The following is a 15,014-nucleotide window of genomic DNA, read 5'->3' as shown; positions in this document are numbered from 1 at the left end:
ACACGCGACGAAGAACCGTCCCCACGACGAACCTCGGCGTCACCGAGGGATCAAGGAGCAACAGGTTGGCAATCGTAAACGGAGAATCCGTCCAGACTCCTGACGAGTCTCGGCCGTATCAGCGGTGTGTGCGAACCATCATGGACACCACCGATCCGGAAATCTGGTTCGACGAGCAGGGCGTCTCCTCTCATGCGCTCCGCTTCGATGAAATGATGCGGGCTGACGTTGAGGCAGCGCAGAGCGGACAGCGAGCTGGCGAACTCGACGAGCTTGTTGCAGAGATCAAGCGCGCCGGCCAAGGCAAGCCCTATGACTGTATCGTCGGCGTCTCCGGCGGGGTCGACAGCACCTTCCTCATTCTCCAAGCGGTCAAGCTCGGCCTCCGCCCCCTTGCCGTGCATTTCGACAGCGGCTGGAACTCAGAGCTCGCCGTCGACAACATCCACAACATCGTCTCCCGCCTCGATCTCGATCTCTACACCCACGTCGTCGACTGGCGGGAAATGAAGGACCTGCAACTGTCCTTCTTCAAGGCCTCAGTGGCCAACTGCGATATCCCCACCGATCACGCCTTCGGCTGGGTCGCCTACCAGCAGGCCGTCAAGTACGGGATCAAGTACATCCTCTCGGGGGCGAACCTCGCGAGCGAGTCGATCTTGCCTCAGTCCTGGGGATACAACGCCTCCGATGCCAAGCACGTCAAAGGCATCCAGAAGCGGTTCGGCTCCGTCAAGCTCAAGACCTATCCGTTGATGGGGCTCTTCAAGCGCCACATCTGGTACCCCTACTTCCGCGGTGTGAAGACCGTCAAGCCGCTCAACCTCATGCCCTATCGCTACAAAGATGCGAAGCGGGAGATCACAGAGGAACTCGGGTGGCGAGACTACGGCGGTAAGCATTACGAGTCTGTGTTCACGCGCTACTTCCAGGGTTACTACCTCCCCATGAAGTTCGGATTCGACAAGCGCATCGCTCACTACTCCTCGCTGATCCTGTCCGATCAGATGACTCGCGAGGAAGCGCTCGAACTCATGGAGACGGAGAACTACCCCGAGGGACTCCGGAAACAGGATCACGAGTTCATCGCCAAGAAGCTGGGCGTCAGCGTCGACGAACTCGAGCGCATCTATGCGCAGCCGCCGAAGGACTACAGCGAGTACCCGAATGCGAAGAAGCAATGGGAGCTCGCAATGGCACTCGTTCGTGTTCCCATGAAGGTGCTCAGGGCGCTCGGGATTCGCAAATGACTGTTTCCCTCGTCGACTACGGTCTGGGAAATCTCGGGTCTGTCGCGAACATGCTCAAACGCGTCGGCGTCCAGAGCAGGCGTGTGACGACCCCGGAAGAGGTTCTCGACAGCGAGCGGGTACTTCTCCCGGGGGTCGGAGCGTTCGACGCCGGGGTCCGCCTCCTCAAGGAGAGCGGTCTCCATGAGGGACTGCAACAGTTCGCGCGCACGGGGCGCCCGCTCTTGGGCATCTGCCTCGGGATGCAGTTGCTCGTCGACACGAGCGCCGAGGGAAGCGAACACGGCCTCGGCCTGATCCCCGGGCATTGCCAGCGCTTCGTTGAGAGCCCCCGGCTCCGCGTTCCCCACATGGGTTGGAATCACGCACGAGCTTTGCGCTCGGACTCCCTCCTCCATGGTGTCATGGAGGACAGCCGCTATTACTTCGTGCACAGCTACCATGTCGTCCCCTCGGCGACGGAAGATGCGCTCGCGGAGACTGAGTACGGCAACACCTTCGTCTCGATGGTCCGCCGCGAAAATGTCATGGGCGCCCAGTTTCACCCCGAGAAGAGCCACACCTTCGGCATGACCATTCTGAGGAACTTCGCGAACATATGAGTGCATTCCCCCGTGTCATCCCCGTCCTCCTCGTCAGCGACGGCTATCTTGTGAAGCCGGTGAAGTTCCACGGCGACAAGTACATCGGGGATCCGATCAACGCCGTACGCATCTTCAACGAAAAGCAAGTCGACGAGCTTGTTATTTGTGACATCGACTCGTCCGTCAAAGGCGCGGGGGTGAACTACTCACTCATCGAGGAGATCGCCAGCGAGGCCTTTATGCCCGTCGGTTACGGCGGCGGGGTGTCATCCGCCGCCGAAGCTCAGCGCATCACCGGTATCGGTATCGAGAAGGTGATCTTGAACTCTGCTGCTTTCAACAGACCCGAGGCGATCGGCGAGATCTCGGCTGCGCTCGGTTCTTCGAGCACGGTGGTGAGTGTCGATGCGAAGAAGCGCCTTACGGGGGGCTGGGATACGTACTCGCAACGGGGGAAGAAGAAGCTCGGGATGACGCCCGCGGAGGCCGCGCGGCTGGCCCAAGAGCACGGAGCAGGTGAGATCATCGTCTCTGCAATCGACCGGGAGTCGACGTTCTCTGGCTATGACCTCAAGCTCGTCACTGCCGTCTCAGAGGCAGTAACGGTGCCGGTGATCGCGCTTGGAGGCGCCTCCGGGTACGCAGACTTCGCGCCGGCCCTGGAAGCAGGCGCGTCCGCCGTTGCTGCAGGCAGCATGTTCGTCCTGAACGGCAAGCACCGCGCCGTGCTGATCACCTATCCGACGCCGGATCAGATACGCGCGTTGAAGTCCTGAGCGCGCCCGCCCCTTCCGTCGATCGAGGAGCTTCCTTGTGACCGTCCGTCGAAAAATTCTCGTCCTGACTTACACGCCCATCGCGAGGGAACCGCGAGCACTCAAACAGATTCGATTCCTCCGGCAGCACCATGACGTCACGACCGCCGGATTCGGGCCGGCTCCTTTCGATGATCTCCCCCATATCGAACTGCACGATAGCCGACCGTATCGCGGAGGTCTGCTCGGGCGCGCGCTCTACCTGGCCCTGCTCCTTCTGCGTCTCTACCCGTTGGTCACGTCGCTCAGTCCTCGCGACGACGCCGCACGCTCGCGACTGGCAGGCACGCAGTGGGACGCGATCATCGCACACGATCCGCAGACAAGTGCCCTCGCGAGCTCTCTGTCGACGACGCACGGAGTGATCGCAGACCTGCACGAATACTCGCCTCGGCAGAATGAGCATTCGCGGCTCTGGCGCATCCTCATCGCTCCGTACGTGCGGTGGCTGTGTCGCACATATGTGGCCAAATCGGCCGCGATCGTGACCGTTGGGCAGGGCATCGCCGACGAGTACTACCGAAACTTCGGCATCGTGTCCACGGTCGTGATCAACGCGACGCCTTTCCACGACCTGACGCCCGGCGCTGTCAAGCAACCGATCAAGCTCGTCCATTCAGGCGTCCCCGGCGTCCAGCGCAAACTCGAGATCATGATCGACGCCGTCCTACAGACGCGGGCAGACGTCACCCTGGACTTCTTCCTTGTCGACGATGGTTCTGCCTATTTGCAGTCCCTGAAGGAACGCGCTGGCGGTGATGAGCGGATCCGGTTCAACGACGCGGTTCCGTATGCCCAGCTCGTGCCCACGCTCAATCGCTACGACATCGGTCTGAGCATCTTCGCTCCGACCACCTTCAATCTTGCCTGGTGCCTCCCGAACAAGTTCTTCGACTTCATCCAGGCCCGCCTGGGAGTCATCGTCGGACCGTCGCCGGAGATGAAACGCATCGTCACGAGGAACGGTATCGGCCGGGTAATGCCCGACTTCGAGGCGTCTTCTCTCGCTGCTCTTCTGAGCGAGATCACGGTCGACGACGTGGAATCCTGGAAGAGCGCCTCTTCCGCGCACGCCGTCGAGCTTTCGAGCGAGAAGCAGTCGGAGATTTGGGGCGACATCATGGAATCGGTGTTCGGAGACGACGAGCAGGCGCGATGACCCCCTCAACGGGCCTGCCCTACAGCCGATCGGTTCGTCTACTTCTCGACGTCGAGGATTCCGAGCCCTCCGAACTCCTGGAACCGCTCCCCGGCACAGCATTGCCGCTCTGGCCTCGGGTGCGCATGTTCTTTGCGAGCGCCCTCGCCGCCGTGGAACTCGGCGAAACCGGGGTGCCCCAACGGCAATCTCGGGCGAAGACCTATCGCAGACTCGCACGGTCGTTCCTCCCTTCCAGGCATGACGCAGCGTGGCTTCGGGGGCGCTCCCCCGTTGTCATGGTCGCGAGCGGCGTCACGACCTCCCGGGAGGGCGGGTACGAGCGCAATTGGCTCGTCGGCGATCTCGCAGAAGCCCTCGGCCCGGAGGCAACTCTGCTCCAGTGGACCCCGCCGCACCCCGGAATCAAGCCGGCCTTCCCGCGCACGCGCAGCCTGGACGCGATCAACGCACGCACGGATCTACGTACGTATCGAAGAGAACTGTCCACGGAGACGGCAACAGCGATCGATGTTCTCGTGCACCGCTATGCGGCACTCTTCTCTGGTGCGATCTCCGCTGAGCAAGAGCGGACGATCGCAGCGTCGGTTCGCTACCAGGAACGGCGAGCACCTCTCCTGCAGGACGCATTTCTCACGGTCATCGATCGTCTCGACCCTCACACCGTTGTCCTGGAGGACGCGTCCTACGGTCACCGCGGCGGACTCATCCAAGCGATGAAAAAAGATGGCCGACACGTCGCAGAACCTCAGCACGGGTGGATCGGCCCGTCCCACGCTGCCTACAACTATGGCAGCATCTTCCGCCATGAGGGCCTGCATTCGCAGATTCCAGACGAGCTGCTTCTCTTCGGCGAGTACTGGGGCCGCAGTATCCAGCATCCTGCAACGCTGACGACTATCGGCAAGCCGCATCTGCAACGGGCGATGGCGTCGGCACCACCGGTCGCAGACCGCGAGAACATCGCCTTGATCGCCAGCAGCATCACTGACCCCGATGCAACGACGAGTCTCATTTTGGCCCTACGCAAGAAATTGCCGGGCTGGCGGCTACGCTTCCGTCCGCACCCCTCCGAGCGCGCGACTCTCGCCGACCGGTATCCCTCTCTGATCGACGTCGTCGGTGTGGAGATCGACCCCCACGACGACCTCTACGAGTCGCTCGCCGACTGCCGCGCGGTGGTCGGCGTAGCCAGCACCGTCCTCTTCGAAGCGGCCAGCTTCGGTTGCGACGTCCTGGTGCGTCGCAGCCCCTTCACCGAGTACTACGTGGGCGAGCTGTTCGGACCCGCCTACGATGATGCTCGAGACGTCGAGGCCATGGCAGCTCGTCTGCGCGCGGGCAACACGCCCGTCGACGTGGAATCGTTCTGGGCGTCACACAGTCTCGATCTGGTCCGACGTTGGGCCCTATCGACAGGAACGGCAGACTAGAGTTCCCTGGTGCGCTCAGGCCGCTTCACTCGACTACCGCGGATGGTCGATGCAACAGTCCGTCCGCGGCCATCCTTTCAGCAATCTGCACCACTTTGGCCCCCTCGTCGAGCGTCACGATACCTTTCGCCGCCCCGTTGATCACCGAATCGCGGAAAGCCTCGTGTTCGGCGAGTAGCGGTTCACGGCGCTCGAGCGCGAAACGGGTGACATCACCTTCGACGACACCACGGAAGGTCGAGACCTGCTCCCATTCGCTGCGGATCGTCCCGTTCTTGAAATACGTCAGGTCTGCCGTCAGCGTGTCCGCGACGAGCGAGCCCTTCTCGCCCGTGATCACGGTCGTGCGTTCCTTGAAGGGCGTCAACCAGTTCACCGTGTGCGACGTGATCGTTCCCGAAGAAAGCGTCCCCACCGCCAGCACCATGTCCTCATGCGGACGACCACTGCGGAACGTGGTGCGTGCATTGACAGACACGTACTGCTGTTGTGTCACCCACGCCGTCAGGTCGATGTCGTGAGTCGCCAAGTCCTTGATCACCCCGACATCCGCGATGCGCCCAGGGAACGGACCTTGGCGCCGCGTGGTCACCTGATAGATGTCACCCAGAAGGCCGGCCTCGATCCGCTGACGCGCGGCCTGCAACGCAGGATTGTATCGTTCGATATGGCCGACACCGCCGATCAGCCCCTTCGCGTCGAAGAGATCCCGCAAGGCGCGAGCATCCTCGCTCGTGGAGGCCACCGGCTTCTCGATCAACGCGTGGATGCCACTCTCCGCCAAACGCGTACCCATCTCGAGATGGTAGACAGTCGGAGCGGCGACGACCACGTATGAGAGGTCTTGGGCGAGGAACTCGTCGAGGTCGCGGAACACAGGGCGGTCGTGAACGAAATCCGGTGTGGATTCCGCCGGGTCAAAGACACCAACGAACTCGACTCCCGTGAGCCCGGCAAGAATTCGCGCATGATTGCGCCCCATCACTCCCAGCCCCATCACGCCCGCACGCAGAACCATCAGGCGCCTGCCTTCGCGACGGCGTTCACCGCGGCGACGACGCGCTCGAGGTCGTCACTGCTCAGCGACGGGTGCACGGGCAGCGATGCGACCTCGCGCGCGGCACGCTCCGTCTCCGGAAGGTCGAGCCCCGGCGCGAAGTGCGTCAGCGAAGGCAAGCGGTGGTTCGGGATGGGGTAATACACGCCCGCACCCACGTTGTACTCGCTCTTGAGCGCGGCGACGAATCCATCGCGGTCCTCGGGGACGCGGATCGTGTACTGGTGGTACACGTGCACCGCTCCGTCGGCGACCGGCGGGACGACGACGCCCTGCAGGTTCGCGTCGAGGAACGCGGCGTTGGACTGGCGGGTCTTCGTCCAGGCGTCGACCTTGGTCAGCTGCACGCGACCGATCGCGGCGTGGATGTCGGTCATGCGTGCATTGAAGCCGATGACCTCGTTCTCGTACTGGCGCTCCATGCCCTGGTTGCGCAGGAGCTTCACCTGACGTGCGAGCTCATCGGTCGCGGTCGTCACCATCCCGCCCTCGCCGCTGGTCATGTTCTTCGTCGGGTAGAGACTGAACATCGCGAACTCGCCGAACGAGCCGACCGGACGACCGTCGAGCGACGCACCGTGCGCCTGCGCCGCGTCCTCATAGAGAGCGACGCCGCGCTCCGCCGCCAACGCCTCGAGCTCACGCATCCGCGCGGGGTGCCCGTAAAGGTGCACCGGGAGGATCCCTTTGGTCTTCGGGGTGATCGCGGCCTCGACCGCCGCAGGGTCGAGAGTGAACGTCTCCGGCTCGATGTCGACGAACACCGGCGTTCCGCCCGTGAGCGCGACCGAGTTGCCGGTCGCGGCGAAGGTGAACGAGGGCACGATGACCTCGTCGCCCGGTCCGACCCCGGCCGCCAGGAGGCCGAGGTGGAGGCCTGCCGTACCCGAGTTCACCGCAACGGACGGTCGACCGGGCACGAAATGCGCCGAGAACTCCTGCTCGAAGGCGGCGACCTCCGGCCCCTGCGCGACCATGCCACTACGGAGCACGCGATCGACGGCCTCGCGCTCCTCGTCGCCGATGATGGGCTTTGCCGGGGGAATGAACTCGCTCACACGATCTCCTTGGTCAGTGTTCCGTCAGTCTCGATGTAGCGCGCGCCCGTCGAGGGGCACACCCAGGTGTTCTCGTCATCACCGACGACGAGCGGTACACCCGACTCCCCCACCCAGCCGATGCGCTTCGCGGGGACGCCGGCGACGAGCGCGAAAGCGGGGACGTCCTTGACGACGACGGCGCCGGCAGCGACCGTCGCCCAGGCGCCGATGGTCACCGGCGCTACGCAGGTGGCCCTCGCGCCGATGGCCGCCCCGCGCTCGATCGTCACGCCGACAGGCTCCCAGTCGTGCGCGCTCTTGATCGTGCCGTCCTCGTTGATCGCGCGAGGGTACGTGTCATTGGTGAGAACCACGGCGGGACCGATGAAGACGCCGTCGCCCAAGCGCGCCGGCTCATACACGAGCGCGTAGTTCTGCACCTTGCAGTTGTCTCCCATGACGACGCCCGTCCCGATGTACGCGCCTCGACCGATGATGCAGTTCTCGCCGAGCTGAGCCTGCTCACGCACCTGAGCGAGATGCCAGATGGACGAGCCGTCCCCCACACTCGCGGCCGGGGACACATCTGCGGATTCGACAATCCGGACGGGAGTAGGGTGGGTCACTTCGCACGCTTCCTGCGCCACCGTGACATGGCAGTCGCACTCCCTAGTCTATCGGCTGCGGGTGCGACACCTGGCGAATGGCCGAAAGCACGCACCCGCCCTGTCAGAATGGTTGCATGAGCGAAACACCGATCGGCTCCGAAGCCGACAGCACCGCATGGATCGTGATACCGCTCTACAACGAAGCGAGCGTCATCGGAGACGTCATCACGAGCCTCCTGCCACATTTCCCCCACGTGGTCTGCGTCGATGATGGGTCGACCGACGGCTCTGCCGAGGTCGCAGCGCGAAAGGGGGCACATCTTGTGAAGCACCCCGTCAATCTCGGACAGGGGGCCGCGCTCCAGACCGGGATCGAGTACGCTCTGGCCCACGATTCCTGCGAGTACATCGTCACATTCGATGCGGACGGTCAGCATCGGATCGAAGATGCCATCGAAATGCTCGAGTTCGCCCGAACTGAAGACGTCGCCATCGTGTTCGGATCGCGATTCCTCGACGATCGGACGGACCCGGGTTGGATCAAGAAAGTCGTGTTGAAGACAGCCATCCGCGTCACGAACCTCACGACCGGCATGAAGTTGACCGACGCGCACAACGGGCTCCGTGTGATCAGGCGCGACGCCGCCGCAAAGATCGACCTCAAGCAAGACAGAATGGCGCACGCCACGGAGATCGTCCTCGAACTCGGGCGCACGGGCCTCCCGTGGCGTGAGCACCCGGTCGAACTCCTGTATACCGACTATTCCAAGAGCAAAGGCCAGAGCGTGCTCAACTCCGTCAACATCCTCGTCGATCTGGTGGTGCGCTGAGCATGTGGATCCAGTTCCTCCTCATCGCCGCGATCATCGTTCTCGGACTGATCGTGATGCGTCGAACCGGTGCCGACAGTCACCTCGCTATCCGCCGCCTACTCATGATGCTGTTCATCCTCGCGGCGATACTTTCCGTGCTCTTCCCGCAGTGGCTCACATGGATCGCTACCCTCATCGGTGTCGGACGAGGCACAGACTTGCTTCTCTACGCCCTTGTCCTGATGTTCCTCACCTTCGTCTACACGCAGTATCGAAGGAACCTGCAGCTACAACGACAGCTGACGTTGCTGGCACGTAAGATCGCGTTGCTCGACGCGGAAGAAGACGAGGACCGCACTACCCGCAGCCAGTGACCTCATAGAGAACGGCGTCGCCAACGCGATCGACCTCGCTGAGCAACGGCGAATCGGCAAGGTGGTGCAGACCATCGAACGTTGTCCAGTGATTCTCAAACAGCTGACGATCCCCAAAGTCGAGCACGAAGGTCACTCCAAGACGCGCGGCCGCATCACACACGACCTCGCCTCCTTCAGAGAAGCTGCGTGCCAGCAGCTCAGCGTCGGCTCCATAGCGGCCGGTGACGTGAGGGAAGACCACACGGTGCCCGGTGTACGCGAAGAGAAGTCCGGCCCCGGTCAAGGGGTCGCCGAGCACGATGTCTTCACTGTTCAGCCGCCCCGCGATCTTCTCGAACAGGGCCGCTTCATCAGACGAAAGACCCTGCGAGTCCGGGGTGAACGCGAAACTCGAATTCCTCATGTAGGAGAGGTCATTGACGACCGCAGGAATGTGGGTCGCAGCGCCCAGCACCAAGAGCCCTGAGATCGCGCCTGCGAGAAGGCGGGATCCATTGCGCCAGCGGTCACCCACCCAGGAGACGACCACGGCGGCTCCGAGTCCGGCCAACGGGATGCCCCACATCGCGAGAAGCGCTCCCACCCGGGTCGTGTCGTCATACCAGACGCCGACGGCAAGGCTTCGGAGCGACAGCACAGGGAACCACGCCGAAGCGAGATAAAAGGCGATGCTCACGCCATACGAGTACAGGATCCACCACTGACGATCCTTCACGACCCGCCAGATACCGATCGCGGCGAGAGGACCGAGAAGGAGACCCGCAGTGCGCCCGACCGGGCTCAGGAACGCCACCTCACCGAATGCCTGGCTCATGGTTTCGTTCGGCAGCCATTCATGAGTCGTCACATTCGCGGCGAGCCAGACCGCGATCAGCAGTCCGCCGCCGAGCAGCAGCGATCCGACAAGCACCACACGACGCGTCGTGCCGCCCGTCGGCCAGAGCCGAAGCGCTCTCCACACCACGAACGGCACGCTGAGGGCCACGCCCGCGAGAAGAGATGACGGATGGGCAGCAGCGACCGCTGCGGCTGTTGCCGCTGCGGTGAGGATCCACAGGGCCTTCCCTGCTCTTCCGTCGCCGGGCTCGAAGCATCGCACGATGAAGGAAAGAAGAAGAGGGAGAAGCAGGTTGCCTAGGAGGTTCGGATACAGCACCCCCCAAGTCAGAAAGCCGAGCGGAAAGACACTGAAGCCGAAAGCAACCAACGGCGCCCACACCGCCACCGACGGGCGTGAGGGGAAGAGGATTGATGCCAGACAAGCCATCGCGAGCGGCCAGATCACGGCGATCACCGCCACCGTCACAGTGTTCGTCGCGGTGACCACGCCTCCTGAGACAGGCACGACCAAGGCGACGATCGCATGCCACAGCGTGGGATACGTGCCCGTCGCGGCGCCAGGCGTCACCATCGTCATGTGGAGGGGCGACGCATCACCGGTCTGGGTGATGAACTCGACCGCGTTCAGATGGAATAGTCCGTCGTAGAGCTGGCTAGGGTGCGTCGGATCGGCAATACCGAGCGCCACGACCACGACCCAGCCGGTGAATGCGGCACCCAGCGCGCCCCAGACAGCAGGTGTCCGCGAACCACCGAGCCCAGGAACGCCCCGCCCTGTCCAGCGCAGCAACGACGCGATAGCAGTGACGATCGATGCGACGATGGCTACGGGCAGCGGAGACCATGCGAGGCCGAAGACGGGCGCGATCACGGTTGCCGTGGCAACGATCCCGAGCGAAAGCGCGACGGCGGCTCCCACCCGCAGCAATGGGCTAGCCCTCAGGCACATCGCGGCTGGCAGGCCAGGCAACACGATGACCGCTATGGCGACGAGGAGCGCGGGAACTTGCCCGGCCCACGACAGCATCAGGCGTCCACCAGGGCGATCGCACCCTCGACGTCACCGTCGTAAACGACTTCACCTCGGTTGATCACGATGCCTCTGGTGCAGAGTTCCCGAACCATCTCCATGTCGTGACTCACGATCACGAGCGTCTTGCCCTGAGCAATCAGCTCCTCGAACTTCAGACGGCACTTCTCTCGGAACGGAGCATCGCCGACAGAAAGGATCTCGTCCACCAACAGCACGTCGAGTTCTACGTGAATGGCGACGGAGAAGGCCAGACGCATGAACATACCCGACGAATAGTGCTTGACTTCCTGGTCGATGAACTGTTCGATCTCGCTGAACGCCACGATCTCGTCATAGCGCCCCTCGATCTCATGCTTCTTCATTCCGAGGATCGCGGCGTTGAGGAAGACGTTCTCCCGGCCGGACAATTCCGGATGGAAACCCGCACCGACCTCGATGAGTCCAGCCACGCGTCCCCGAGTCAACACCTGCCCTTCATCAGGTTCCATCACGCCGGAGATCAGCTTGAGCAGCGTCGACTTCCCCGAGCCGTTGAACCCGAGGATGGCGACTGACTGCCCCTCGCCGATGCTGATGTCCACGCCCTTGAGCGCTTCGAACTGGCTCGTGAGCTTGCGCCGCTTGAACCAAGAAACGACGGTGTCCTTGAGCGAAAAAGCGTGATTGAGCGTGAAGTGCTTCTTCACGCCGTCGATGATGATGCTGGGACGAAGTGTCTGCGTCGTGCTCATAGATCCTGGGCGAACTTTCCCTCGAGGCGGCGGAAGACGAACTGGCCGATCAACAGTGTCCCGATCGCGATGATGAACGTCCAAAGCGTGTTCATCGCAAGGCCGGGCGGGAGAGCATCCATAGGAAGTCCGGCATAGCCGGGGGCTGAGGTCATCGCCTCCGTCGCGGGACGCCAGAACGCGAAATGGAAGAGCTCGACGCCTTGCGTGAGCGGATTTAGTAGGTAGACCTCGACGAGCCACTGCGGCCAACCCAGGGTCTTCACGACGGCGTCCTGAACCATGACCCACGAATACAAGACCGGCGATGCCCATGTCGCAAGCAACAAGAACAACTCGACGATGTTCTCAGCGTCCCGAAACCGCACGTTCGCAGCACCGAAGAGCAGACCCAGGCCGAGCGCGAATACCATCACGATGATCATCGCGGCCACGATCGCGAGCACCGCGAGAACGGACACGTGCGCGAACCAGCCCAGGAGAGCGCACACAATGAGGAGAAGCCCGACTTGCGGGAGGAAGTGCACGAAGGCCACGATCACGGCGGATACGGCAAAGAGCTGCCGAGGGAGGAACACCTTGCGCACAAGAGGCGCGTTGCCCACGATCGAAGTCGTCGCGTTCTTGAACGCCTCGGAGAAGAGGTTGATGACCACGATTCCGGAGAAGAGGTAGACAGCGTAGTTCGGGATGCCTTTGTCGAGGTTCATGAAGAGCCCGAGAACGATCCAGAAGACGAGGAACTGCGCTGCAGGTCGCACGTACGACCAGGTCCATCCCAACACGGAGTTGCGATAGCGCGTGGTCACGCCTGTGCGCACCAGAAGGCTCAGAAGATAGCGCCAGCGCACGACATCGATCAGCCCGCGGCTTTTTCCCGGGGTATCGAACTCGGAACGCGGGACGGCGGCAAAAAGATCTCGGGTTTCAGTCACTGGCCCACTCATTCGGACGCGACGGCGGGTGCCGTCGCAAGCCCGAGTAGTCTATCCCCTGGCCCGGCGAGACAACTGAACGACGCAGAGATCACCCTTGATCGGACTCGCGCCGAACCAGCTCCGGGTTCTCCTCGAGCAGCGCAAGCACCTCCGCCTGGCCGAACGCCGGCTGCTGATCGTAGAGACGCTCGTAGATACCACGAGCAAACTCCAGATCTGCCGGATAGTCCACGGTCCAACGAAGATCTGATCGATTCTGCGGCTGCGTGACGGAGTGCAGTGCGAAGACGTCAGGACGTCGATAGATGCCTAGAGTGACATGTTCGCGTTCGTCCGGCGCGTTCGAGATCCGATCCGCTTCCCGGAGAGCGGCTGCCCGGATCACCTCGACGTCGAGCCCCCTGGGATACGAACGCTCCAGCGTGTTCGCCGTGTAGTCGGCCCCGCTTCGCTCATGCGCGTCGATCACATCGTCGATCACCGAAGGATCGCAGAGTGCGTTGTCTCCGGTGAGGCGCACGATCGCCTCGGAATCGTCCTCACCGGAGATCACTTGGATGAATCGGGTGAGCACGTCGTCGAGCGGTCCACGGTGCACCCGATACCCCGCGTCTGCGACAGTTTCCGCAAGCAGATCGTCACTCCGATCCGTGGACGTTGCAAGAACGATCGCATCGATCCGCTGGGATCGGGCGATTCGCTCGAGAGCACGAAGGATCAGCGGAACTCCGAGAATCGGTGAAAGCACCTTGCCAGGGAGCCGTGCAGAGCTTGTTCGGGCCTGGAGGATCGCGAGCACCATGTCCCTAGTGTATTCAGGACGACGGTTAGGATGATCACCGTGATCATCATCCGCGCCGTAACGCCCGGGGACGCTGGTCTCCTCCTGTCCTGGCGGAATGATCCCGAGACGCGTGTCGCCTCATTGAGTTCCGCGAGCGTCGATTGGGAGACCCACGTCGCCTGGCTGACACGTACACTCAGCGATCCTCTCCGCACGCTGTACATCGGCGAGCTGGGTGGGACAGCGATCGGAACGGTTCGCTTCGATCAGGACGAGGCGGGCGCCGCCGAGGTCAGCATCACGGTTGCACCGGCCCAACGAGGAAGACGGCTGTCTTTGCCACTTCTTCGGGCGGGGATGGCCACCTACGCAGCGGCGCACCCCTCGACGAAGAACGTCATAGCGCGAGTCAGAGAAGAGAACACCGCTAGCCGATCTCTGTTCGCTGCGGGCGGGTTCACGGAGATGGACCGGTCAGCAGATGGCGTTATCAGGATGACATCGGCTCCAGCAACGTCCACGCAACTCAGCGGAGAAGGTCCCAACTGACCGGAGTTCCCTTTGCCGCCGGCCTGACGAAGGTTCGCTCCAGCACGCGCGGCAGGTCCGAAGGTGGCAGGCCGCCCGCAGGCCTCACGCTGCGAACGTTGTGGGTCGTCACGGCATCACCTGCCTTTACATCTGCGGCGACGTAAAGCGACGGGCGGAGCCGGAGAGACTCGGACTCCGCACCCGTAGCCCACACGTCCGCACTACCAAGCGCGCGCACAGCCGCATCGCAGCCCTCGACCAGCAGTCGAAGCTCCTCGGGTTCCAGAGAGAATGCCGAATCCACTCCCCCGTCCGCGCGACGCAGGGTGACGTGCTTCTCGATCACTGTGGCCCCCAGCGCGACAGCCGCGATCGACACCCCGACGCCCATCGTGTGATCGGAAAGGCCGACGTCGACGCCGAACATCTCTTTCATCACCGGAATCCGCCGCAGGTTGGCGTCGTCCGGCTCCGCAGGATACGAGCTCGTGCACGCCAAGAGCGTCAGATCCGCACATCCGCCCCGCCGGGCGGCCTCCACCGCTTGCGCCACCTCAGCGATCGAGGCGGTCCCCACGGAGAGGATCACGGGCTTGCCGGTCGACGCGACCTGCTCGATCAGCGGCAGATCGACGATCTCCAACGAGGCGATCTTATACATCGGTACGTCGAGACTCTCCAGGAACTCGACGGCCGTTTCATCGAACGGCGTGCTGAAGGCCAGCATCCCGAGCTCCTGCGCCAGAGCGAAGATCGGGGCGTGCCATTCCCAGGGCGTGTGCGCCTCCTCATATAGGGAGTGGAGCGTTCGCGCGCCCCAGAGGGAATGATCGTCGCTGACACGAAACGCTGGCGTGTCGACATCTAGGGTTATCGTGTCCGCCGTATAGGTCTGGATCTTTATGGCGTGCGCACCGGCCTTCGCCGCTGCCCTGACGATCTCCAGCGCTCGCTCGAGTGATCCGTTGTGGTTGCCCGAGATCTCGGCGATGATCAGGGGGCGCTGTTTCGTATCGTTCACA

At 62.9% G+C, this 15,014-nt stretch carries 16 protein-coding genes; 8 read left to right on the top strand and 8 right to left on the bottom strand.

What is annotated here, in order from left to right; translation table 11 throughout:
- Positions 1-128: 128 nt before the first annotated feature.
- From FGL91_RS11315 to FGL91_RS11295, 5 genes are all read left to right on the top strand, one after another.
- Positions 129-1,250 carry an N-acetyl sugar amidotransferase gene (locus FGL91_RS11315; RefSeq protein WP_227991543.1) on the top strand — a complete coding sequence of 374 codons (1,122 nt, stop codon included), beginning with the start codon at positions 129-131 and terminating at the stop codon, positions 1,248-1,250.
- Positions 1,181-1,852 (top strand): imidazole glycerol phosphate synthase subunit HisH, encoded by a 672-nt coding sequence (gene hisH, locus FGL91_RS11310; protein ID WP_322619393.1) that lies wholly within the window; start codon positions 1,181-1,183, stop codon positions 1,850-1,852. The genes FGL91_RS11315 and hisH overlap by 70 nt, the downstream gene beginning before the upstream one ends.
- The gene (locus FGL91_RS11305) at positions 1,849-2,610 is read left to right on the top strand and encodes an AglZ/HisF2 family acetamidino modification protein (RefSeq protein ID WP_131491957.1); all 762 of its coding nucleotides are present in this window, start codon (positions 1,849-1,851) and stop codon (positions 2,608-2,610) included. The genes hisH and FGL91_RS11305 overlap by 4 nt, the downstream gene beginning before the upstream one ends.
- Positions 2,611-2,647: 37 nt before the next feature.
- Positions 2,648-3,808, top strand: a complete 1,161-nt coding sequence (locus tag FGL91_RS11300) for a glycosyltransferase family 1 protein (protein ID WP_131491956.1) — start codon at positions 2,648-2,650, stop codon at positions 3,806-3,808.
- A 518-nt stretch (positions 3,809-4,326) separates the two neighbouring features.
- Positions 4,327-5,241 (top strand): hypothetical protein, encoded by a 915-nt coding sequence (locus FGL91_RS11295; protein ID WP_153243867.1) that lies wholly within the window; start codon positions 4,327-4,329, stop codon positions 5,239-5,241.
- Between the two features lie 25 nt (positions 5,242-5,266).
- Here the strand turns inward: FGL91_RS11295 and FGL91_RS11290 are convergent, their stop codons facing one another.
- Genes FGL91_RS11290 through FGL91_RS11280 form a run of 3 tightly spaced genes read right to left on the bottom strand, consistent with a single transcriptional unit; the run spans position 5,267 to position 7,922 of the window.
- Positions 5,267-6,259, bottom strand: coding sequence for a Gfo/Idh/MocA family protein (locus FGL91_RS11290; protein ID WP_131491954.1), 993 nt, complete (start codon positions 6,257-6,259; stop codon positions 5,267-5,269).
- Positions 6,259-7,356 carry a DegT/DnrJ/EryC1/StrS family aminotransferase gene (locus FGL91_RS11285; protein WP_131491953.1) on the bottom strand — a complete coding sequence of 366 codons (1,098 nt, stop codon included), beginning with the start codon at positions 7,354-7,356 and terminating at the stop codon, positions 6,259-6,261. Before FGL91_RS11285 ends, FGL91_RS11290 begins: the two co-directional genes overlap by 1 nt.
- Entirely contained in the window at positions 7,353-7,922 is a 570-nt protein-coding gene (locus FGL91_RS11280) for an acyltransferase (RefSeq protein WP_227991542.1), read from the bottom strand. The genes FGL91_RS11285 and FGL91_RS11280 overlap by 4 nt, the downstream gene beginning before the upstream one ends.
- Before the next feature lie 158 nt (positions 7,923-8,080).
- Between FGL91_RS11280 and FGL91_RS11275 the strand changes: the two genes are divergently transcribed.
- Together FGL91_RS11275 and FGL91_RS11270 are read left to right on the top strand one after the other, a co-directional pair.
- Positions 8,081-8,776: a glycosyltransferase family 2 protein gene (locus FGL91_RS11275; RefSeq protein ID WP_131491951.1), complete on the top strand. Its 696-nt coding sequence runs from the start codon at positions 8,081-8,083 to the stop codon at positions 8,774-8,776.
- Between the two features lie 2 nt (positions 8,777-8,778).
- The gene (locus FGL91_RS11270) at positions 8,779-9,132 is read left to right on the top strand and encodes a DUF2304 domain-containing protein (RefSeq protein ID WP_131491950.1); all 354 of its coding nucleotides are present in this window, start codon (positions 8,779-8,781) and stop codon (positions 9,130-9,132) included.
- Here FGL91_RS11270 and FGL91_RS11265 read toward each other — a convergent pair.
- From FGL91_RS11265 to FGL91_RS11250, 4 genes are all read right to left on the bottom strand, one after another.
- Positions 9,116-11,002 carry a DUF6541 family protein gene (locus FGL91_RS11265; RefSeq protein ID WP_153243866.1) on the bottom strand — a complete coding sequence of 629 codons (1,887 nt, stop codon included), beginning with the start codon at positions 11,000-11,002 and terminating at the stop codon, positions 9,116-9,118. The two genes, FGL91_RS11270 and FGL91_RS11265, sit on opposite strands and share 17 nt — an antisense overlap.
- A complete protein-coding gene (locus FGL91_RS11260) occupies positions 11,002-11,739 on the bottom strand; it encodes an ABC transporter ATP-binding protein (RefSeq protein WP_131491948.1) in 738 nt (245 codons plus the stop codon). Before FGL91_RS11260 ends, FGL91_RS11265 begins: the two co-directional genes overlap by 1 nt.
- Positions 11,736-12,674 (bottom strand): ABC transporter permease, encoded by a 939-nt coding sequence (locus FGL91_RS11255; protein ID WP_227991538.1) that lies wholly within the window; start codon positions 12,672-12,674, stop codon positions 11,736-11,738. The genes FGL91_RS11260 and FGL91_RS11255 overlap by 4 nt, the downstream gene beginning before the upstream one ends.
- A gap of 91 nt (positions 12,675-12,765) precedes the next feature.
- Entirely contained in the window at positions 12,766-13,479 is a 714-nt protein-coding gene (locus FGL91_RS11250) for a cytidylyltransferase domain-containing protein (protein WP_131491946.1), read from the bottom strand.
- A gap of 39 nt (positions 13,480-13,518) precedes the next feature.
- Here FGL91_RS11250 and FGL91_RS11245 point away from each other — a divergent pair, with 39 nt between their 5' ends.
- Entirely contained in the window at positions 13,519-14,010 is a 492-nt protein-coding gene (locus FGL91_RS11245) for a GNAT family N-acetyltransferase (protein WP_194239205.1), read from the top strand.
- Here FGL91_RS11245 and pseI read toward each other — a convergent pair.
- On the bottom strand, positions 13,988-15,013 hold the full coding sequence (pseI, locus tag FGL91_RS11240; RefSeq protein WP_227991535.1) for a pseudaminic acid synthase: 1,026 nt from the start codon (positions 15,011-15,013) through the stop codon (positions 13,988-13,990). The two genes, FGL91_RS11245 and pseI, sit on opposite strands and share 23 nt — an antisense overlap.
- Position 15,014: the final 1 nt, after the last annotated feature.

Source organism: Microbacterium sp. CBA3102 (genome assembly GCF_007954505.1).
GTDB classification, from domain to species: Bacteria; Actinomycetota; Actinomycetes; order Actinomycetales; family Microbacteriaceae; genus Microbacterium; species Microbacterium aurugineum.
This window is presented reverse-complemented; position numbering and strand designations above follow the sequence as displayed.